Source organism: Jiulongibacter sp. NS-SX5 (assembly GCF_052828545.1).
This window is the reverse complement of sequence record NZ_CM128248.1, coordinates 88,644-109,856: the sequence shown is the minus strand read 5'-3', so window position 1 is coordinate 109,856 and position 21,213 is coordinate 88,644. Positions and strand designations below refer to the sequence as shown.

The window sequence follows — 21,213 nt, the reverse complement described above, 5'->3', positions numbered from 1 at the left end:
CATGTCGAAAGTGACCGCAAGTTAGACCTAAGCAGATGCTCATAAAATACGTATCACTACGTATTCTAGCCTCATCAAAGCGAACCCAGGAATACCTTATTCGCTGATATCCAAGACTTTAAATTAAGATCGGGATTGATTTCACTAATTTTCAATTGAATATTAGTTCGGTGCTTATCTACGGTTCTAGGGGAAATATATAGCGTTTCTGCAATTTCCTGAGTGGATAATTCCTCAGCGATCAATTTGATAATCTTCTTTTCAGAAGGTGTGAGATTTATCGGTTCATCGGCCTGTTCACTCGTACCTATTCCGCTACTCACAAAATACTCTCCCTTGCTTACCTTATCCAGACAATCATTGATATCTAACTGAGTGTCCTCCTTCAAAATATAGCCGTAAACCAATTCATGGGCATTGGCAAAAGCCAAAAGTCCCGGCTCCTTATGATAGGTCAAAAGAACGCACTTGACTTGTAGTTTGAGCTCCTCAATCTTTTTGACCGTAGATATACCATCCATCAGCGGCATTTCTATGTCCAAAACCAATATGTCTGCATGTTGGTTTTCAAGAATCTTTAGTACTTCTTCCCCGTTAGAAGCAGTACCTACGATCTCAAATTTTTGACCATCTACAGAATATGCCAAGCCTTTCAAAAGTAAAGGATGATCATCGGCAAGTATTATCTTAATCATTTGGCAAGCTTATTATAACCTTAGTTCCGGCTCCAGGTTTTGTTTGTATGTCTACCTCTGCCCCTATTGCTTTTCCTCTTTCTTCAATGGTTTTTATACCCAGACTATTCTTCTTAAGTCTGGCTTCTTCTAGTTTAAAGCCCTTCCCAAAGTCCTCTATCTCCACTTTAAGAGCCTTGGCGTCTTTTGAGATACCAACCTTTAAGGTTTTTGTTTGGCTATATTTTAAACTATTCGATATAGACTCCTGCACCATTCTATAAATATTTAAGGCCACATCTTCAGGAAGTTCTACATATTCAAGGTCTATCTCTTCCACCACAAAAACATCCGAACTCTCGTCCACTCTTTTAATTAATTGCCTTAATGCCTCCACGAGTCCAAAACGCTCAAGTATAAACGGATGCAAATTTTGAGTGATCGTTCTTATGGATTCTAATGATTCTTTGGCTATTAATTTGACCTCTTTAAGCTCTTGCTGGCCTTGCATCAAGATCAGGTTTTGACCTAGGCCGTCGTGCAGCTCTTTGGCAATTCTTTTCCTTTCTTGTTCCTGAGTACCTAAAAGGTCTTGAGAAAACTCTTCCTGCTGAATTCTCCTTTGACGGTATAGTCTACTGGTATGTAGTAAATAGAGTAGTGTGATTAATAAAATGGCAATAAAACTAGCAATTACGATAGACTGAATTCTGTTTTTATGATCAATAACCAATGACTGTAAAAGTGATTTTTGCTCCGCTATTTCTCTTTCTCTTTCAAGAGTTTTGAAAGCCTCGTTATAGTACAGAAGTTGATTTGAACTCACACGATTAAAAACAGCCTCTTTATGATCTGTTAGTTTTTTGTAATACTCAAAACCACCCTTAAGATCACCAACTTTTTCTTTGATGTCTACCATCAATTCTAAACCCAAAAGTTTACCTTCTTGCTCAGGGTTATCCTCAAAAGACTTTAAAATTCTAAGAATTAACTGCTCCGCTTTGGTGTAATTTTTTGAAACATACGCATGATACGCCCTGGCTACAGTCAGGTAATTTTCCATTCGTTTTAGATGCTTGAATTTAGGGTACTGCTTTTCGGCAGACCTTAGGTAAGATGTAGATGTCAACCTATCTCCGATTTTGGCGTAGTTAATAACCAACAGAGAGTTCAACATAAAGGACATAATCTCCCCCTGGTAACCTGAAATTTTTGAGGCGTTCTCCAATGCATTTTTCAGTTTTTCAATCCCCTCTTTATATTCACCATTTTTGCTTAAACTGATATACTCAGTAGTGTAAGAGTTCGCTAAAATTCCGTTAGCGTTTATTAATTCTGCCAGCTCCCTATTCTCTTGTCTAACACGTCTGGCTTCTGCCTCAATTTGGTTTGAGGAAAACATAATTTCCTGAATCATACTGGCCCATAACCAGCTCAAAGTGTCATTCTGATTTTTAAAGACACTTATGGCTTTTTTACTGTTCTCTAGCGAGCCCAATAAATCTCCGGTGGAGTTATTCAGTGTAGATAATTCATAATAGGCCTGACCAAAATCGTTTATGCTAGAGTCCCCTAATTCTTCATAAAACTCAATAGATTTTTGCAAAGCGATTCTTGCTACTTCAAATTTCGATGACAAATAAGAGAGTCGTCCTTTTTTTAAAAGGTATCTGGCTTTCACCTCAAGATCTGTCACTTTGAGGACTTTTTGATCCGCCTCAAGTAGAATCTCTTTTAGATACTCAGGATTTATTTCAGCAACGTCTGAGTAGATGATAAGAGAAGTAGCTCCAATTAAATATTTCTCTTCATTTATAGATTTATCCTTCAGTAAAAGCTTCAGATTCTCTTCATAAACCGCATCTTCTGTTTCGGGTACGGCCAGGATATACTCGATATCTGAATATTCATTTTGGGCAATAGCCGAGCAATAGAACCAAAACTGAAAACAAAGAAATACAAAAACCGCCTTCATTGAAGAAATATCAGTGAGCTTAGAATTGAGTGTTAAGAATGAGGGTTATTAACAAGAAAACAAAATCACATCGTTTATTTTTGCAAAAACTGATGAGTCCAAGCTCGTCCATTCTTATCAAGTCAAATTCAAAAAGCTATTGAGAGTTCTCATTCTTCTTCTGATCATTTTCTCGCATACGGCATTCAGCCAAATCTTCACAGAATCATTTTCTTATCCCGAAAACTCGCATTTAGATGCTTTCGGCTGGAAAGAGCATAGTGGCGGAGGCTTTAACCCAATTCAGATTGCAAAAGGCACCAGTTTTAATGCTGTTTCTTTCGGTAATGTTGCTTCTTTAAGTGGCAGTGGTCAGGATGTTCATCAGAGTTTCTCACCCATAGACCGTGGATCTGTTTATGTGTCCTTCCTCGTGAATGTTTCAGAAGCCAGTTCTGAAGGCGAATATTTCCTACATCTGGGTCCCGAAGAACTAGGCACTAATTTCAGAGGGCGTGTTTTTGTAAAAAACAATGGTGATCATATTCAATTTGGGATCAGCAAGTCCTCAAATAACCCTGTTTATGCAGACCAGAAATTTGAGGTAAATAAAACTTACCAACTCATCCTAAAGTATACCTTTTTATCTACTTCAGGTAAAGATGATCTGGTAGACCTATTTATTCTTGTGCAAGCAACAGAAACCGAACCAGCCAGTTACACAAGAGCAAACTCAGATGAAAATGATGCTCCAAATATAGGCTCTGTAGCATTGAGGCAAGGTTCATCCTCCAAAGCTGCTTCCGTGACCATTGACGAAATTAAAGTAGCTACCAATTGGGAAGATGCCAGTTCTCTTGAAAAAAAGGAGTCTGTTGAAATTCAACTTGCCAACTCTCTCTATGGATTCAAAGGTTCTTGTGAGAAAACTAGTGTTTTTGAAGGCCTTATCACTGGTTATTCAAAACAAAAAGAGATCAACCTGTGGACATTAGATGGTGATCATATTCGCTTTTCAAAAGATAAAATAAACTGGAGCAATCAGATCAGTTTTACCGGCAATAACAATCAGTATTTTTCAAATTTTTATGTTCAAATCGATGGTGCTGATATTTCATCTGAAAACGAAACAATTGAGATTGTCATTGATGATGCTGAGGCAAATGAACTGTACAGGTTGCCTGTTTATATCAAGTATTTTTCATTGAGGAATGATTGTAGCCTGCCCATTGCCTATACTAAAGAATTATTCATGGGCGACTCTGTAAAAGTTGCTGGTGTCATCTCAGCTTCTGCCAGAGAGTTTGGAGATTTCAATTACCTACAAGACCAGACTTCAGGAATTAGATTTCAAGGTGATTATGGCTTTCAAGTAGGCGACTCTGTAAGCTTTTATGGAATCCTCACTCAGGTTTATGACGAACCCATGCTCCATTGGGACAGTCTCCATACTAATCTTTTATTCGGTCAGACAAGTATAGAGCCTAAGTCAATTGATTTAACTGACCTTGAAAATTATAAGGGTGAGCTTGTAAAATTGGAAGAAGCAGATATGAATGATGACGACTTCGTTTACCTGCCAAATACAAATGAAACTTTCCGACAAAATGGTAGATCTGGAACCATGAGAATTTGGTCCTCAACCAGTATTGATGGTCACCAAAAACCTGAAGACGACTTTGCATTGACCGGTGTGGTAGGACAGTTCAGAGATCAGCTTCAGATTTATCCAAGACGTAGCTCAGATATCTCCGAAATTGGTACCATTCCTACTGACCAATTAAATATTTCAAAAGAATACACTTTTGACCTGGCCACCTGGAATCTTGAATGGTTTGGAAGCCCTGGTAATGGTCCGGAAGATGACGATTTGCAATTACAAAATGCTCTAAAAACAATGCAGCGTATTGATGCTGACGTGTATATCTTGGAAGAAATTACCGACCTCACTCAATTCTCTTCTTTGGTATCTCAATTAGGCGATTACTCGGGCACCTGTTCCAATGCCGTTTCGGGTGGTGGAGATCCTGCATTAGCACAACGCGTGTGTATTGTTTATAAAAATGAAACGGTGAACCTTAGCGAGGTCAAAACATTACTAAGCAGAACTCCTGTCATCGCAGATTATCCTGATACTTTTGAACGCTTCTGGGCCAGCGGCCGCTACCCTGCCCTATTTACAGTTGACGTAAATATTGATAATGTAAAACGTCGACTTCATATTTTAGGGATTCATGCCAGAGCCAACAGAAGCGGAGATGAGAAAGACCTTGTCTATGAAATGCGTAAAAAGGATATTGAAGTACTCAAAGACTCCTTAGATCAATATTACCCCAATAACGCCATCATAATGGCAGGAGACTATAATGATGACGTGGATGAAACTGTAGTCTCAGGTCTAAGCCTTTCTACATATGCCCCGTTTACTTCTGACAGCCAAAACTGGAAAGTACTCACCAAAGACTTAAGTGAGAAAGGCCATAAAACGTACATTGGTTATGATAACGTAATTGACCATATTACCATCTCCAATGAACTCTTTGCCGATGTCATTGAAGACGGAACGCAAATCCAGCTGCCATTTGTAACTATTGATAATTACCCATCTACTACATCAGACCACCTGCCTGTTTTGAGTAGATTCATGCTGAACGATGTTTTAACTGCTTCAGAAGAAACTGATTCTCTTGTCGTTTTTCCGAACCCTACCACAGGACAGTTAAGCATTTTAATGCCTGAAAATGAGAAGGTAGAAGTTGAATTACTAAACGCTCTTGGCAAAACACTTTTGAGTACCTCAGGCACCAAAAATGATATTGAAAGAAAATTGAGTAAAAAGCTGGAAAGACAGCCGGTGGGTCAATACCTTTTGAAGCTTTTCATTGGAAATACGGTCAAAACCTACAAACTTGTAAGGCAATAAAACCAACCTATATTGAAAAAGTTAATGCAAAAGAAAAACTCAACCCGCCGAGATTTTATCAAGACCGGAGCCTTGGCTGCCGGTTCTTTTATGATTGTCCCGAGACATGTTTTGGGCAAAGGCTATAAAGCTCCAAGTGACAAGCTTAATCTGGCTGCCATCGGGGCTGGAGGAAAAGGCCATAGCGATATTGTGAATGCCTATAATAATGGTTCAGAAAATGTGGTAGCTCTTTGTGATGTGGATCTGAATCAGGCGGGCCGTGCCATCAAAAAATTCCCTAAGGCTAAAATCTATCGTGACTTCAGAGAGATGTTTGAACAGCAAAAAGACATTGATGCTGTAACCATCTCCACACCAGACCATAATCATGGTGTAGCTGCGATGGTAGCCATGCAAAATGGTGTTCATGTTTATGTTCAAAAGCCTTTGACTCATAATATTTACGAAGCCAGAATGCTAACTGAAGGGGCCCGTAAGTATAAGATCGTTTCTCAAATGGGGAACCAGGGTGCCTCTAACCCAGGCCAGCAGCAGATGATCGAATGGTTCAATAAAGGACTAATCGGAGATGTAAATGAGGTTCATATCTGGACCAACAGACCCGTTTGGCCTCAGGGTATACCTGTACCTACCGAAGGACAACCCCTACCTGAAACCATGGATGCCAAAAACTGGGATACCTGGATAGGACCGGCAGAAGAAGTAGAATACCACCCACTATACCATCCATTTAAATGGAGAGGCTGGTGGAACTTTGGAACCGGTGCACTTGGTGATATGGGTTGCCACCTAATAGATCCTCCTTTTAGAGTATTGGAACTGGGCTATCCGACCGAGGTAGAATGTAGTGTGGGTTCTATTTTCCTGAAAGACTGGGAAGCCGAATATATTCCTGAGGGATGCCCTCCATCTTCGCATGTTCAGGTGAAATTCCCGAAGACCAAGAGAAATAATAGTGAACTGAAAATGAACTGGTATGATGGTGGCATCAGACCTTTCCACCCGGATGTGATACCTGCAGATCACCCGATAGGTTCTGACGATTCTGCCAATGGCGTAATTATGATGGGAGAGAAAGGTGTGATGACCTGTGGGACTTACGGCCTTACACCAAAACTTTACACCAATAGTGGAGAACTTCTGGAAATGCCAAAAGGCTACACAGGAGGCATAAAAAATGCGGCTCTTCCAGAGTACGGGCATCAAACCAGCTGGGTAGAAGCCGTTAAGGCTGGTTTTAACAGCAAGGAGCATAAAGACCTGACCTCTTCATTTGACTATTCCGGTCCGCTAACAGAGACGGTGATTATGGGGAACCTGGCCATCAGAAGTTATCAGGAAAGCACTGGCGGAAAAGGTCGCAATCGTACTTATGCTGGTCGTAAGAAGCTTATTTGGGATGGTAATAAAATGGAGATCACCAATTATAAAGAAGCCAACAAATTTGTAGGTAGAACCTACAGAGACGGCTGGAAATTGATTTAAGAAATATTTCTTCGGAATTCAAAAGCCTGAGTTTTATGCTCAGGCTTTTGTCTTTTTTATGAAACCATTACTGTGCTTATCCATATTTGTTGGTCATATAATCCCAGCTTCCTTTGATAAGCTCTTTCAAAATTTCTTCATCCACGTCTGCCAACCTCTTGATGTACAGACAAGATTTGCCGGTTTTATATTTTCCAAGTTTCGCCATTAACTCTTCATACCGATCAAAACCCGGCATTATATACAATGTTAAAGCCGTCTTTCTTGGAGAAAAACCAACCTTGAGCATATCTCCTTCCCTACCACTGTCATATTTATAATGATAGCTACCAAAACCAATGATACTTGGTCCCCACATCTTGGGTGGTAGTCCGGTTATACTTTCCATCATCTCCTTAACATGAAAAGCATCTTTTCGCTTGACTTCATGATCCACCGCATTCAGGAATTCATCAACAGAGGCATCATTCTCTTTGGTTTTTAAGTCTGCTTTTGCCATTGGCTTATCTGTTTTGAAAGAATGAAGATAAGAAGAAATTCAAGCAATTATTGAACGAATTGCTTAACAACCAACTCAGCATCAAGTTGATTTAAACAAGCATAATCACCTCTATGACATGGCTCCTTACCGTAAACCGAGCATGGCCTACAGGGCAAGAGATGTGGCTCTATCTCGGCTTTTTTATGATCTTGTGCTCCATAAGGACCAAAACCGGCATCTGAATGTGTAGCTCCCCAAACGGAGATAGTAGGAACTCCCGAGATAGCAGCCAAATGCATATTGCTACTATCCATACAAAGCATTTGATCTAGCTGGGCGATATACCCTAACTCTTCTTTTAAGCTGTATTGACCGGCAGCTAAATGCGTATTCGAGTATTTTTGACTTAAAGCCGAAAGGACTTCAACTTCCTTTTCACCACCTCCAAAAAGCAGGAATAATATATCTGAAGAGCTTTTAGAAATCACCTCTTCAATTTTATGAATAGGCCATATTTTACCCGCATGCTGAGCAAAAGGGGCGATTCCTATCCAGGTTCTATTTTTCTCTAACTCCGGTGATGGCAGGTTTTTGAAATAATTGAAAGGTACAGTTGTGCTAAGGTTCACTATTAAGCCCGCCTTTCTTAAAACATCAGCATAGCGTTCTGTAGAGGACTTTAATTCTTTTCTAATCTTATTTTTCTTTCTGGTCAAAGCCCTTTTTTCTGATCTACCTTTATTAAGCGTAAAAGAAGGAATCAATGGCAAAAACAATTTGATCAGACCAGATCTGAGATTTTGATGCAGATCAAAAATGGCATCAAAAGCATATTTCTTTTTTAGCCTTCTTGTCAATCTCCATATGCCGAAAAGCCCTTTGAATTCAGAATCTATGTCAAAAGGCAAGACTTCGATTCTATCGTAACCCTCAAAAAATACTGTAAACTTAGGACGAGTAAGTACTTTAAACTGCACCCCTGGATTTTGAAGCAAAGCTTCTACCAAAACAGGTAGTGTAAGAATTATATCGCCCATGGCAGAAAACCGTATGATCAGATACGTTTTCACCTTAGTTCTTGTAAAGTTCTGGATTTAAAGAAGGGTCATTATACATTTTCATTTGCTTATACATTTTCATGTATTTGTCTCCTCTACTCAGATCTAACATGAGTTCATTAAACGCTATTGAAAGGTCCTTCTCTTGCTCCAGCAAAACCTTTAGCTTTCCTGCTGCTTTTTGTCTATGTTCCACGTCTGCATCTTCTCTTTCAGCTTGCTCCATAAAGTGATAGATCTTCAATTGAAGTATAGAAATTCTATCCAATAGCCAACCGGGCGTTTCAGAGTTTAGCTTCGCCCCTTTTTTGACCTCCACTCCCAAAAACTCATTATATAGAAGCTCATCTATTTCTTCTACCTTATCCGTACGATTCTGATTGGAGGCATCAATTTTTCGCTTGGTCAGCACAAATTCCTCACTGCTGATATCATCTCTCCTGATAATATCTTCCAGGTGCCATTGCACCGTATCAATCCAGTTTTTGATATACAGTAAACCTTCAAAAGAGTTTTGATCAAAAGGATTTGCGAAGGCCGCATTGACATGATCTTGTAAATGGTAGTCGTCAATGGACTTTCTGAAGATGGAGATGACCTCTTTGGCTGAGAGTAAATTCATAGTGCAAATGTACCTCAATTGGGTCAAGAGCCCATAATGGATGACTAAGTTTATCTATTTTTAGAATTAGCCCAATGATCAGAATTGTTTTCGTAAGAGTACTGTTATTTTAGCCTTAAGACTCAAAACCATATATGCCATTTAATTTTGATAAACCCACCCAAAGAAGAGGAACAGGAAGCGTAAAATGGGATATGCTACCGGAAGATGTTTTGCCAGTTTGGGTGGCGGATATGGACTTCGAAAGCCCTGAAGAAATCAAAGAGGCTCTAAGAGGCCTCGTTGATCATCAAATTTACGGTTACGCCTGGCCTAAAGAAGAACTTTTTACTGTTATCATCAATCGCCTTAAAGACCGTCACGGATGGGAAATTAAAAAGGAGTGGATCGTTCTATTACCAGGATTGGTTCCTGGTTTACATGCTGCAGCCAGGACTTTACCTAAAGAGAGAAGTTCTGTAATGACTTCAACTCCCGTCTATTTTCATCTTTTTAAAGCTGCTGGATCGGCAGGCAATCAAACCATTGAAGTGCCTTTTGCTCAGAAAGATAAGAAGTGGGTGATGGACTTTGCTTCTATGCAAAATGCTCTGACTAGCAGCACGGGTATGTATATGCTGTGCAATCCCCATAACCCTAACGGTAGAGTATTTAGTAAAGACGAATTAGAGCAAGTTTCTGACTTTTGCCTCAACAATGATCTGGTTTTGGTTTCAGATGAAATACACTGTGACCTTATTCTTGATAATTCTAAAAAACATATTTCAGTAGCTTCTTTAAATAAGGAGATTGAAAATCAGTCAATCACCTTACTAGCACCGAGTAAAACCTGGAATATCGCTGGTTTGGGAGGCTCTATGGCCATTATTCCAAACTCTGATATCAGGAAGAAATTTCAGGATGCCGCTTATGGTATCATGCCTCACATGAATAACTGGCAAATGGCAAGTATGCTGGCAGCCTATACCCACGGGGAGCCATGGAGAAAAGAGCTTATCTCTTATCTTCAAGCCAATCAGGAGTATCTGCTCAAAGAAATCAATGGCATTCCCGGACTGAGTATGGAGCCTTGCGAGGCTACTTACCTGGCATGGATTGCCTGTGATAAAGAAAACCCTGAGGAATATCTACGAAAACATGGACTTGGAGTATCCGGGGCTCATCAATTCAATGGAAAAGGCTACTTTAGATTGAATTTCGGTACGCAAAGAGCGAACTTAGAAAAGGCAGTAGCTATTCTTAAAGAAGCCTTTGGCTCAAATTCTTAAATGACAATCCGGGCTTTAACAGCCGAATAATAGATATGAAATACCTAAAATTTAAAAACGGTGATCAAATTCCTTCATTAGGACTGGGCACATGGAAATCAAAACCTGGCGAAGTATATGATGCTGTGAGAGAAGCCATCAAAATTGGCTACACTCATTTTGACTGTGCACATGTATATGGCAATGAGACCGAAATAGGTCAGGCCTTCACGGATGCAATTCAAGCTGGTGAAATTAAACGTGAAGAGATGTTTGTGACCTCCAAACTTTGGAACAACAGACATAAAACTGACCAAATCAAACCAGCTATAGAGTTGACATTGAAAAACCTTCAGCTGGAATACTTAGACCTTTATTTAATTCACTGGCCTGTGGTTATTGCTGATGAAGTAAATTACCCTTCAAATGCCAATGAAATGGTGAGTTTAAAAGAAGTTCCTTTAGAAGAAACCTGGAGAGGTATGGTAGAACTTCAAAAGGCAGGTTTGGCAAAACATATCGGCGTCAGCAACTTCTCTCCTTCCAAAATTGATTTGGTTTACAAGGATTCAGGAGTAATGCCAGAAATGAATCAAGTAGAAAGCCACCTGTTTTTACAGCAACCAAAGCTTAAGTCATATTGCGACGAGCATCAGATTCTCTTTACAGCTTATTCTCCCCTGGGTTCTAGCGATAGACCTGCCAATAGGATCTCAGACAATGAGCCCAAACTCTTTGAGAATGAGACAATCAAAAGCATTGCTGAAGAAAAAGGAGTATCGCCAGCTCAAATCATGCTGGCATGGGCAGTCAATAGAAAATCTGTAGTTATCCCAAAATCGGTAAATCCAGGCAGATTAAAGCAAAATTTAGAAGCGGCTGATATTGATCTAAATGACGATCAAATGAAAAGGTTGACAAACCTCAACCTTGATTATAGATACATTCAAGGGGATTTCTGGTGTCCTGAAGGATCAGATTATACCTTAGAAAGTCTTTGGGGCTAAGTCTTGAATATTGGAGGTTGATTTAAACTATAGTTTTTAAATCAACCTTCAATTCAGGGAAAACTACAGACTCAGCAGTATTAACGGCAGGAGGTCGACCAAAATATTTTCCTTTTTCTAAGGTAAAAATAAACACACTCTCGCCTTCAGATTCTTTTACCCAATTCTCCCCGACGCCAAACAATTGGTCTAATCAGAATTTGTAATCCATATCTTTTTTTGCAAATGTCTTAAGATAAGCCCTCTACAATTATATCAAGAGCACATGACAACCTCATTCTTTTAATTTCTCAGGATCATAGACAGTACAAACATCCGGCTGAACAACTATTGTCTCGTTTTCACTTTTCCTCTCTCATCATAGATCAAAGGGTGCAAAAATCAATTGATCACTTCAGCAATTGGTAGACTATCAAAGCGGAGATGTAGGCCAAAGCTGTCATATAACCCAGCTGAATCATAGGCCATTTCCAGCCTTTGGTTTCTCTGTATACGATTGCTAAGGTGCTCATACACATCATAGCAAAAACGTAGAACATCAGTAAAGAAGCCGATGTGGCGATATCAAACCTTGGCTTCCCAGTTTCAGGGTTTATTTCTCTTTTTAATCTAGCCTTTATCGTATTATCATCTTCAGCAGAAGAGCCAATACTGTAAATGGTGCTGATGGTACCCACAAAAACCTCTCGGGCGGCAAATGAAGTAATGAGGGCAATTCCTATTTTCCAGTCATAGCCTAAAGGCTTGATGGCAGGCTCGATAAATTTCCCAAAGTGGCCGGCATAAGAGTTTTCAAGTTTATATGAGGCTAGTTTGTTTTCAAACTCTTCTTCGTTTAAACTCTGATATTGAGATGAAACTATATCTTCTGCATTTGAGAACTGCTCACCCGGACCATACGATGAAAGGACCCAAAGCACGATGGAGATAGCCAAAATAACTTTCCCGGCTTCAAACACAAAGGTTTTGACCTTCTCGTATACCGTGAAAAATACTTGAGACCAACGTGGTTTTTTGTAAGTCGGAAGCTCCATCACAAAATAACTTCTGCCTTTTGACTTGAAGATGTATTTCATCACCCATCCAACTACGAGTGCCGAGACAAAGCCCAAAAGATAAAGCCCCATCAAAATCAGACCTTGTACACCGAAAATACCAAGTACTCTTTGCTCTGGAACCACCAGTGCAATGATGATGGTATAAATAGGAAGCCTGGCAGAACAACTCATCAATGGTGTAACCATGATAGTGATTAGTCGATCTTTCCAATTCCCCATTGTTCTGGCAGACATAATAGCCGGCACGGCACAGGCCATTCCACTGATCAGAGGAACTACAGACCTACCGCTAAGTCCAAACTTTCTGATGAGCTTATCCATCAATACCACCACTCTGGACATATAGCCCGACTCTTCTAAAAGGCTTATCAGGATAAACAGAAAGGCAATTTGTGGTACAAAAATTACCACACCACCTATCCCGGCAATTATTCCGTCAAGAAGCAAATCTGTGAGTTTAGAGGCTGGTAAGACATCAGAAAGCCAATCTGTTAAACCTGCAATACCTGCGTCTATCCAATCTTGCGGATACGCTGCAAAGGCAAAAACAGCCTGAAAAAGCACAAAAAGTACGGCAAGAAAAATGACATAGCCCCAAACTTTATGGAGTAAAACTTTATCCATCTTTTCGGTAATCGACTCTTTTCTTATTCCTACTTGCTGAACACTTTGAGCTAGCGTTTCACCTATATCTGCATACCTCTTTATGGTATCGTTTGATTGAAAGCGATCAGGGTCAAAAGACCTACTTTTTGCAATGCTTTGCAGTTTCTTTTGATTCTCAAAACCTAGAAAAGTGAGTTTTTGAGATTGTGTTAAATATTGAAGAGCCAGATATGAGTTATCTATCTTAAAATCATCCTGAACTTCTTTAGCCAGACTTTGATAGTCTTCACTTAATACACTGACGTTTTCGTGAATCGATGGATTTTGACTTTGCTTAAATATTTCAAGCTTTAGCCCCTCAACGCCTATACCTTCTCTGGCATTTATCTCTACCACAGGTACTCCGAGTATACCCGACATTTTTAAGGAATCTACTTCTATTCCTTGTTCCAATGCGGAATCCAGCATATTAAGAGCAAGTATACAAGGGATTTGAAGATCACTGACTTGCTCAAAAAGCAACATATTTCTCTTCAAATTAGTGGAATCTACAACCACCACTGCCAGATCAGGGTAATCTAAACTTTCTGGATTCGCCAGCACTTCTAAAACCACCTGCTCATCTAGCGAACCCGGATAAATACTGTAAGTACCCGGAAAGTCAACCACCTGAATCTCTGAACCATCTTTGAGCTTACAGAAACCGATTTTTTTATCAACCGTTACTCCAGGGAAATTACCTACCTTTTGTCTTAAGCCGGTGAGTTGATTAAAAAGAGAGGATTTTCCTGAATTGGGATTTCCTAACAAAGCTACTTTCATGTACCAAGATACCCTTCAGGGATTTAGAGGTTAGAGTTTATACTAATTTAACTTCGATGGTTTCCGCTTCTGAACGGCGGAGGGAGATGTGGTAATCGCCATCAAGGCTAACACAAACAGGGCAACCCAGTGGAGCATGTAAATCTACCTTTAACTCTACTCCCGGTATACATCCAAACTCCATCAAACGCAATGATAGAGGTATGTCATTAAAACCAACTACTTCCACTTTCCCCCCTTTCGGGATATCTGCCAAGGTTAAACTTGATTCTGACATGAAGTCAATTTAGAATTAGTATAAATAATACACAAAGGTAATTTATTTGGTTCTGAGGCGAAATGATTTTTGTCAGTTCTTTTGAAGTCTATACTCCTACCCTGCACAGGTCTTCAAAACCACCATTCTTATCGATAAAACGAACATGATAAACCTTGAATTCTGTGTCAATTTCAATCAAAATCAACACTTTTGAGGCAAAATTACATTTCATTGAAAAAGCTCATTTTACTTAGTTCACTTCTTATAAACTGTTTCACCTCCACGGCTCAAGAGGTAGAGACTCTAAAAGATCATGTCTATTTTTTGGCTGACGATGCCATGAAAGGCCGCGGCACTGGCAGTAAGGAAGTCAAAAAAGCCGCGAAATACATCAAAAAACACTTTAAGATGTTTGGCTTACTTCCAAAAGGAGAAAGAGGATACGAACAGGATTTTGAGGCTATCGTCAGAAAAGTAATTGTCAAAGACAGCATTAGAAGTGCTAAAAACATCATCGGCTTTCTGGATAATGACGCAGAGAGAACTATCGTTATTGGTGCTCATTATGATCATATCGGCGAGGGAAAACAAGGTAGCTCACGAGATTCTACCAGCTATGGTGTCATTCATAATGGTGCAGATGATAACGCTTCCGGAGTAGCCGGTTTGCTTGAATTGGCCCGATACTTCACGCAGAATAATGAAGAAGAACCTTTCAATTTTCTCTTCATAGCCTTTGGAGCAGAGGAATTGGGCCTTCTAGGCTCCAAATATTTTGTAGCAAACCCTACCATACCTCTTTCCAATATCCACTTTATGCTCAATATGGATATGATCGGGAGGCTAAATAAAGAAAGAGGAGTCTCTGTTATTGGCTATGGAACCTCACCTGAATTTGAACCCATTTTTAACCAGATAGACAAAAGTCAACACGTAAAATTTTACACAGGATATGAAGGTAGAGGTGGTTCTGATCAGACCTCATTTTATATCAAAGATATTCCGGTCTTATTCTTTCATACCGGCGGACATGAGGATTACCATAAACCTACAGATGACCCCAATAAGGTAGATTATGAGTCTCTCAAGGGCATTATTGAACTGGAGAAAGAAGTCATTCTGAATAGTTTTCAATTTCCGGTTATGCAATTCCGAAATACTGACCCTGAAGAATAATGAGGCAATTCTGCCAAAAGGTCTAATGGATTAAAGTTTTTGTAGAAAAAGTACAATTCTCTACCATTAGAGTCTTTTATTTGCATCGATTTTACTAACCGATTAAACCTACGTAAACTATGCAAATGAAATTTTTGAAGGGTGTGATGCTTTTAGCTCTTACTCTTGCCTCTACTCTCGGATCATACGCCCAGAAAAAATGGGCTGGTATGACTCTTTACACGGTCAGAAACGAAATGGGTAAAGACCCTAAGCAAACCTTAAAAGAGGTGGCTGATCTTGGTTACAAGTACATTGAAGCTGTAAATTATGAAGATGGCAAATTCTACGGAATGACGCCAGCTGAATTTAAATCTTACACTAAAAGGCTGGGCTTGAAGCCCATCAGTATCCACATGGGGTCAATGACCACAGAAAATGCAGACAAACTGGCTTCTGACGTTAAAGCAGCAGGTTTTAAGTATTTTATTGCTCCTGTTCCTCCAATGGGAATGTTCACATTCGATAGAGAAACCAGATCTTTGGCCATGACAGATGACGTGGAGCATCTGGTGGATGTGTTAAACACAATTGCCAAAACTGTAAGCAGTCACGGCCTGAAGTTCTTATACCATAACCATAATTTCGAGTTTGTAGAAAATAAGAATGGTATCGTACCGATTGATTACATGCTTGAAAATATGGATCCTAAGCTGGTCAACTTTCAGATGGATTTATACTGGGTAACTAAGGCGGGTGCAGATCCAGTGGCCTATTTTGAAAAGTATCCGGGCAGATTCAAAATCTGGCACGTTAAAGACATGGATGATGAAGGACGTTTTGCTCCTGTTGGTCAAGGGAACATTGATTTCGGCAGAATACTAGCGAATAAGAAATTGTCCGGCATGAAATACTATATTGTAGAGCAAGATCAAGTATTTGATGGTATGACGCCAATGGAAGCCATTGAACTGAGCCGCAAAGGACTTATTAAATTTGGCTTTAAGTAATTGATCTAAAGCCAACTCAGAATATCATAGAAAAGCCAGCGTGGGTTACTAACCAACGTTGGCTTTTCTTTTGAACTCCTCTATCATCTTCACGTATTCTGTAAGTTCTATCACAGCAGTTTCTTCTGACCAGCCTAATTCTTGTCTGAAATAAGGAGTAATGACTTCGGCAGCCTTTATACTGGCATTCCAATCTGAAATCTCCAGACGCAGTCTTCTTGATAAAAAGTCTCTCAGCTTAGTAGCCATTTCATTGCGTAATGCATAGACCACTTCAGCCTTTATAAAAGGATAACCCTCTATAATTAAATCTGTCAATTGTTCATTTTGAGCTATGGAAAGAACTTCTCCTGCCTGATCGCCATACTTCTCCAGGATGTGCTCCACTGTTGACGAACTAAGTCCAAGTTGATTCGCTTCTTTTTCAAAATTTACTTTCGAAAAGTTATTGGATTGATTCCCTACTAAAGGATGCTGTTCTGAGGTACACTCTGCTTCTTTGCCCAATAAATCGCAGGCATAATCCACAGCATCTTTTGCCATGACGCGGTAAGTGGTCCACTTTCCTCCAAGTAGACTTAACAGACCCGAACTTTGGTCGTATTCAACCTCATGATCACGCAAAAGACTTTTGGTATCTTTTCTATTTGAGCTTTTAGGTGCCAGAAGTGGTCTTACTCCGGCAAACCCAGCTTTGATATCAGCTCTTTTCGGCATCTGGTCTACAAAAGGCTCTAAGGTCTCTAAAAGGTAATCTACCTCCTCATCTTCCAAAACCGGTTCCTCATCCAGATTATCATAAGCAGTATCTGTGGTTCCTACCATTACCTCATTATCTATCGGCTTTACAAAAACCACTCTCCCATCTTTAGTCTCAGGAATAAGCATTGCGTCTTTGCTCTGCAAATAAGAAGAAGGAAAAACAATGTGAACGCCTTTAGCCGGTCTCATCCTTTTCTCCTCTGAAGGGTCTGCCATAAGCCTGACTGCATCAGCATACGGTCCCGTGCAGTTGATAAACAGCCTGGCTTTTATTTGAAACTCTTCACCACTAACTAAATCCTTTACTTTGGCAGATTGTAGTTTACCTGAACCATCTTTTTGAAAATCCTTCAGCTCTACATAATTGCTCACAGATGCTCCAAGTTTGGCTGCAGACTGAACCATAGCTACGGTATAACGAGCATCATCAAACTGCCCATCATAATACATGATAGAGCTATGAAGTTTTTTGGTGAGGCCAGGAATGTGCTCGTAAGTTTCTTTCTTATTGAGCCATTTGGACGGAGGCATTCCATCGTCTCCAGCTATCATTCCATAGATTTTTAGACCTATTGAATAATACATTCCCTCTACCCAACTAAAAACCGGGGTTATCAAGGCCAATGGTTTCGCCAGATGTGGTGCCAGACTTATCACCGTTTTACGCTCATGAAGACCATGCTTTACTTGCTTCAATTGAGCAAAATCAAGCTTTTTAAAGGCCTGCTCCAAATATCTTACACCACCATGAATAAGCTTGGTAGACCTGGAAGAAGTTTCTGCACAGAAATCGCTTCTGTCTATCAAGGCCACTTTAAAACCTCTCAAACTCGCATCTAGTGCCACTCCTGCCCCACTGGCTCCCGCACCGATTACGCAGATATCGTATTCTTCTGATTTTAGTTTTGAGAGATGAGTTTGTCTATTCATAGGTGTATTTATCTGGCACAAAAGTACCTAAGCGTCAATGGATAGAAAACCTATTTCTATAAAATGAGGTTCACTATTTTGTGAGAAGCGAAATCACGTAGCTGTAACTATAATTTTTATTCAACAGTCTGTACTGATCATGGGGTCTCTGCCCCCAGCTATTGTCACCTCCTACTCCTCTTTGTTTGAGGTCAATGTGCAAGACCGTGGCATTCCTTTCAGACACATCATTTGGATGCATTTGCTTTTTCGTCATTCCGGGATCAAAATCCTCTGTCATAAAATGAAGTGCACTAAAACTCAAAGGCTGTAGCCCATCGACACGGATTGCCTGGCCTTGATCATTTTGCAGCTCTACCCACCTTGTTCCTGTATGATAACCGTTCTCCTGTGGTCTGATGTAGGAAGAAGTAAATTCATCTGAAACCTTGTTTTGATAGATATTTAAATAAGCTGCTGTTTTTCTATCCTGATAGTTTTCAAATGGCCCACGTCCATAATAAGATAGATTTTCAAAGGACTTAGGCATAACCATTCTCATTCCAAATCTGGCCAACTCCGGTGAGTTATCTCCCAGTTGAATAGAAGAGGTTACTTTTAGGCGTCCTTCACTAAGGATTTGATATTCCAACTGGTAATCAGCGTCTACCTCGTTAAGTCGATAATACACTTTAACACCATTGGTTGTTTTTTCAGCCTTCTCAAATTTCTTATTGCTGTGAGCAGCTCTCCAGGCATTTGAAGTCACATGAAACCAGTTTCCAAAATCATTATCGATAGGAGCTCGCCAGAAATACGGTTCAGGCATAGACTGGAAGAAAGATTCGCCATCTTTTGTGAAAGTTTGAACACGGCCGTTAGTAGTATTTACTTTTAGTTCAACACCATCAGCCGAGTAAACCAATAGATCCCCTTCTTTGGCTGTCTTATTTGTTTGACCAAAAGACAAATACTTGAAATAGACATCTCCACTTCTAACAAACTCCTCGGAAGCCAATTCATGACCTACAGGAATCATCTGATCTTCAGACAATTGCTTTGCATACAAATGCACCACATACTCCTTATCATCATCCATTAATGGCATCTCAATAGAACCTTTGCCATTCTCATTCATGAATGTCCCCTCTTTTACCGGGTAACCATTCTCTAATACCAAATAAGTGAAATTGTAAAGCGTAGAGATGGTTTGCTCCTCAATGTCAAAAGTCCCTTCGTTAAAATCAAAATTCTTGAAATGGACATTTTGATATACTTTTTTCACCTCAAAAAGCCCCGGGTGAGGTACTCTATCTGAAGAGACAAGACCATTGGCACAGAAATTCTCATCATGCTGTAGGTGTCCTGCTCCCAAATCTCCGCCATAAGCGAAATACTTTCCGTTGTAAGGATCTTCGGCAGACAAACCTTGGTCTACCCAATCCCAGATACAGCCACCCTGCATATTGGTGCTATTATAAATGATGTCCCAGTATTCTTTGAAGTTCCCGTTGCTATTGCCCATGGCATGTGAATACTCACACATGATGAATGGGCGTTTCTTTTTAGAATCAGCATAAGCCTGCATGGCTTTAATCGTTGGGTACATCGGTGCAATAATGTCCGTATTCTTTTCCTCACCAGCTTGCTCAGACTGAACTGGTCTGGTTTCATCACGACCTTTCATGTAATCGTAAATGGCATAGAAGTTTTCGCCATTGCCACACTCATTCCCCATAGACCATACGATAACCGAAGGCTGGTTTTTGTCTCTTTCGAGTACTCTTCTGGCTCTGTCTAAATGAGCCTCTTTCCATTCTGGTAAATATGCAGGGTGTACACTTTTATCAAAAGGAGCCTGCAATTCTGCTCCCATACCATGTGTTTCTATATTGGCTTCATCAATAACAAAAAGCCCATACTGATTACATAATTTCAGCCAGGAAGGGTCATTTGGGTAATGAGAGCTTCTTACGGTATTGATATTAAAAAGCTTCATGAGCCTGATATCTTCAAGCATACTCTCCTTTGAAATAACATGCCCAAAATCTGGATCATGCTCGTGTCTGTTGACTCCTTTCACAAAGATTCTACGTCCATTGACCAGTAATCCTTTATCAGTGATTTCTACATTCCTGAATCCAATTTTTTGAGCCACAGACTCAATTTGGTATCCCTGATCATCAGAAAGTTTGATAACGAGATCATAAAGTATTGGTGTCTCAGTATCCCAAGGCTTAACACCTTCAATGGAAAAATTAAACTTATTATCTGAAGCCAACGGCTTTGTGATTACCCCTCTCACCAGCTCTTTTCCATGATCCAGCACCATAGCCTCTACTTTGGCAATATCATCAATGCCAGTTAAGTCAACACTAAGATCAAGCTGGCCTTGAGACAAGTTTTTTGTAAGTTTTGCCTTGGCAAAGAAGTCTTTCACATGGGCCTTTGGACGAGCATAAATCTGAACATCTCGTTCAATACCCGATAACCTCCAAAAATCCTGATCTTCTATATAACTGCCATCATGCCATCTGAAGACCTGAACTGCTAAGGTATTTTCACCTTCAAGGTTGATGGCTTCTGTTACATCAAACTCGGCGGCAGTTTTGGAGACTTTACTGAAACCGATCTCTTTACCATTTAACCAGATATAAGCTGCACCGGAGATAGAACCGAAACTGAGAATTACCTCTTTATTCTCAAAGCCTTTCGGAACGGTAAAAGTTTTGATATAAGAACCTACCGGATTAACTGAATGGTCTATATAAGGTGGGTTCTTAGGAAAAGGGTAAACGATGTTAGTATAGATAGGATACCCAAAGCCTTGTAGCTCCCAATTAGACGGCACTTGAATGTCTGACCAACTTTTGGTATTGAATCCAGGCTTCATAAACGACTCTGATCGCTGTTCCGGAGTTTTGACATATTCAAATTTCCAGGTTCCGTTAAGCGACTTTACCCAAATATTTTCTATCGGTTCATCTTGAATAGCCGTACTCACAGAAGGACTATGCATCATTTCTGCATGAGGAGCCAGTTTGTTGATCTCGACAATCTCAGGGTTTTCGTACTCTTTGAAAGTGAATTTTTGGGCTTGAACCATTGAAGAAGCCAAGCACATAGCACCGAGAAGAATGCTGCTTTTCATTAATTTCATAGGTAGTAAGCTATTTTA

General features: G+C 40.0%; 16 protein-coding genes. 6 read left to right on the top strand and 10 right to left on the bottom strand.

Annotated features, from left to right (window positions below; translation table 11 throughout):
• Nucleotides 1-74: 74 nt before the first annotated feature.
• Nucleotides 75-695 carry a response regulator transcription factor gene (locus tag ACUXV0_RS00360; protein WP_446191066.1) on the bottom strand — a complete coding sequence of 207 codons (621 nt, stop codon included), beginning with the start codon at nucleotides 693-695 and terminating at the stop codon, nucleotides 75-77.
• Entirely contained in the window at nucleotides 688-2,649 is a 1,962-nt protein-coding gene (locus tag ACUXV0_RS00355; RefSeq protein ID WP_446191065.1) for a sensor histidine kinase, read from the bottom strand. Before ACUXV0_RS00355 ends, ACUXV0_RS00360 begins: the two co-directional genes overlap by 8 nt.
• 139 nt (nucleotides 2,650-2,788) lie before the next feature.
• Here ACUXV0_RS00355 and ACUXV0_RS00350 point away from each other — a divergent pair, with 139 nt between their 5' ends.
• Nucleotides 2,789-5,551, top strand: coding sequence for a DUF5689 domain-containing protein (locus tag ACUXV0_RS00350; protein ID WP_446191064.1), 2,763 nt, complete (start codon nucleotides 2,789-2,791; stop codon nucleotides 5,549-5,551).
• A 24-nt stretch (nucleotides 5,552-5,575) separates the two neighbouring features.
• Nucleotides 5,576-7,039: a Gfo/Idh/MocA family oxidoreductase gene (locus ACUXV0_RS00345; protein WP_446192825.1), complete on the top strand. Its 1,464-nt coding sequence runs from the start codon at nucleotides 5,576-5,578 to the stop codon at nucleotides 7,037-7,039.
• Nucleotides 7,040-7,115: 76 nt separating this feature from the next.
• Here ACUXV0_RS00345 and ACUXV0_RS00340 read toward each other — a convergent pair whose 3' ends face one another.
• The 3 genes from ACUXV0_RS00340 to ACUXV0_RS00330 are packed head-to-tail and all read right to left on the bottom strand — an operon-like array spanning nucleotide 7,116 to nucleotide 9,200.
• The gene (locus ACUXV0_RS00340) at nucleotides 7,116-7,538 is read right to left on the bottom strand and encodes a DUF1801 domain-containing protein (protein ID WP_446191063.1); all 423 of its coding nucleotides are present in this window, start codon (nucleotides 7,536-7,538) and stop codon (nucleotides 7,116-7,118) included.
• Nucleotides 7,539-7,585: 47 nt separating this feature from the next.
• Nucleotides 7,586-8,590 (bottom strand): glycosyltransferase family 9 protein, encoded by a 1,005-nt coding sequence (locus ACUXV0_RS00335; RefSeq protein ID WP_446191062.1) that lies wholly within the window; start codon nucleotides 8,588-8,590, stop codon nucleotides 7,586-7,588.
• Between the two features lies 1 nt (nucleotide 8,591).
• A complete protein-coding gene (locus ACUXV0_RS00330) occupies nucleotides 8,592-9,200 on the bottom strand; it encodes a DUF4254 domain-containing protein (protein ID WP_446191061.1) in 609 nt (202 codons plus the stop codon).
• Between the two features lie 134 nt (nucleotides 9,201-9,334).
• Here ACUXV0_RS00330 and ACUXV0_RS00325 point away from each other — a divergent pair, with 134 nt between their 5' ends.
• Together ACUXV0_RS00325 and ACUXV0_RS00320 are read left to right on the top strand one after the other, a co-directional pair.
• Complete coding sequence (locus tag ACUXV0_RS00325) at nucleotides 9,335-10,468, top strand: MalY/PatB family protein (protein WP_446191060.1); 1,134 nt, start codon at nucleotides 9,335-9,337, stop codon at nucleotides 10,466-10,468.
• A gap of 35 nt (nucleotides 10,469-10,503) precedes the next feature.
• Nucleotides 10,504-11,454 carry an aldo/keto reductase gene (locus tag ACUXV0_RS00320; protein ID WP_446191059.1) on the top strand — a complete coding sequence of 317 codons (951 nt, stop codon included), beginning with the start codon at nucleotides 10,504-10,506 and terminating at the stop codon, nucleotides 11,452-11,454.
• Nucleotides 11,455-11,843: 389 nt separating this feature from the next.
• Here the strand turns inward: ACUXV0_RS00320 and feoB are convergent, their stop codons facing one another.
• The 3 genes from feoB to ACUXV0_RS00305 form a co-directional block, all read right to left on the bottom strand.
• A complete protein-coding gene (gene feoB, locus ACUXV0_RS00315) occupies nucleotides 11,844-13,940 on the bottom strand; it encodes a ferrous iron transport protein B (protein WP_446191058.1) in 2,097 nt (698 codons plus the stop codon).
• Between the two features lie 37 nt (nucleotides 13,941-13,977).
• Nucleotides 13,978-14,217 carry a FeoA family protein gene (locus ACUXV0_RS00310; RefSeq protein ID WP_446191057.1) on the bottom strand — a complete coding sequence of 80 codons (240 nt, stop codon included), beginning with the start codon at nucleotides 14,215-14,217 and terminating at the stop codon, nucleotides 13,978-13,980.
• An 88-nt stretch (nucleotides 14,218-14,305) separates the two neighbouring features.
• Nucleotides 14,306-14,431: a hypothetical protein gene (locus ACUXV0_RS00305; RefSeq protein WP_446191056.1), complete on the bottom strand. Its 126-nt coding sequence runs from the start codon at nucleotides 14,429-14,431 to the stop codon at nucleotides 14,306-14,308.
• Here ACUXV0_RS00305 and ACUXV0_RS00300 point away from each other — a divergent pair.
• Nucleotides 14,431-15,375 (top strand): M20/M25/M40 family metallo-hydrolase, encoded by a 945-nt coding sequence (locus ACUXV0_RS00300; RefSeq protein ID WP_446191055.1) that lies wholly within the window; start codon nucleotides 14,431-14,433, stop codon nucleotides 15,373-15,375. The two genes, ACUXV0_RS00305 and ACUXV0_RS00300, sit on opposite strands and share 1 nt — an antisense overlap.
• Nucleotides 15,376-15,500: 125 nt before the next feature.
• Entirely contained in the window at nucleotides 15,501-16,364 is an 864-nt protein-coding gene (locus tag ACUXV0_RS00295; RefSeq protein WP_446191054.1) for a sugar phosphate isomerase/epimerase family protein, read from the top strand.
• A gap of 48 nt (nucleotides 16,365-16,412) precedes the next feature.
• On the opposite strand, the gene ACUXV0_RS00290 is transcribed toward ACUXV0_RS00295, so the two are convergent.
• Together ACUXV0_RS00290 and ACUXV0_RS00285 are read right to left on the bottom strand one after the other, a co-directional pair.
• Nucleotides 16,413-18,056, bottom strand: coding sequence for a glycerol-3-phosphate dehydrogenase/oxidase (locus tag ACUXV0_RS00290; protein WP_446191053.1), 1,644 nt, complete (start codon nucleotides 18,054-18,056; stop codon nucleotides 16,413-16,415).
• 73 nt (nucleotides 18,057-18,129) lie between these two features.
• Nucleotides 18,130-21,195, bottom strand: a complete 3,066-nt coding sequence (locus tag ACUXV0_RS00285; protein ID WP_446191052.1) for a glycoside hydrolase family 2 TIM barrel-domain containing protein — start codon at nucleotides 21,193-21,195, stop codon at nucleotides 18,130-18,132.
• Between the last annotated feature and the right edge of the window lie 18 nt (nucleotides 21,196-21,213).

Excerpts from the sequence above, each read along its gene's own strand:
- ACUXV0_RS00320 (WP_446191059.1), top strand. The coding sequence starts at position 10,504 with ATGAAATACCTAAAATTTAAAAACGGTGATCAAATTCCTTCATTAGGA.
- ACUXV0_RS00290 (WP_446191053.1), bottom strand. The coding sequence starts at position 18,056 with ATGAATAGACAAACTCATCTCTCAAAACTAAAATCAGAAGAATACGAT.
- ACUXV0_RS00295 (WP_446191054.1), top strand. The coding sequence starts at position 15,501 with ATGAAATTTTTGAAGGGTGTGATGCTTTTAGCTCTTACTCTTGCCTCT.
- ACUXV0_RS00285 (WP_446191052.1), bottom strand. The coding sequence starts at position 21,195 with ATGAAATTAATGAAAAGCAGCATTCTTCTCGGTGCTATGTGCTTGGCT.
- feoB (WP_446191058.1), bottom strand. The coding sequence starts at position 13,940 with ATGAAAGTAGCTTTGTTAGGAAATCCCAATTCAGGAAAATCCTCTCTT.
- ACUXV0_RS00305 (WP_446191056.1), bottom strand. The coding sequence starts at position 14,431 with ATGAAATGTAATTTTGCCTCAAAAGTGTTGATTTTGATTGAAATTGAC.
- ACUXV0_RS00340 (WP_446191063.1), bottom strand. The coding sequence starts at position 7,538 with ATGGCAAAAGCAGACTTAAAAACCAAAGAGAATGATGCCTCTGTTGAT.
- ACUXV0_RS00310 (WP_446191057.1), bottom strand. The coding sequence starts at position 14,217 with ATGTCAGAATCAAGTTTAACCTTGGCAGATATCCCGAAAGGGGGGAAA.
- ACUXV0_RS00330 (WP_446191061.1), bottom strand. The coding sequence starts at position 9,200 with ATGAATTTACTCTCAGCCAAAGAGGTCATCTCCATCTTCAGAAAGTCC.
- ACUXV0_RS00355 (WP_446191065.1), bottom strand. The coding sequence starts at position 2,649 with ATGAAGGCGGTTTTTGTATTTCTTTGTTTTCAGTTTTGGTTCTATTGC.
- ACUXV0_RS00325 (WP_446191060.1), top strand. The coding sequence starts at position 9,335 with ATGCCATTTAATTTTGATAAACCCACCCAAAGAAGAGGAACAGGAAGC.
- ACUXV0_RS00345 (WP_446192825.1), top strand. The coding sequence starts at position 5,576 with ATGCAAAAGAAAAACTCAACCCGCCGAGATTTTATCAAGACCGGAGCC.
- ACUXV0_RS00360 (WP_446191066.1), bottom strand. The coding sequence starts at position 695 with ATGATTAAGATAATACTTGCCGATGATCATCCTTTACTTTTGAAAGGC.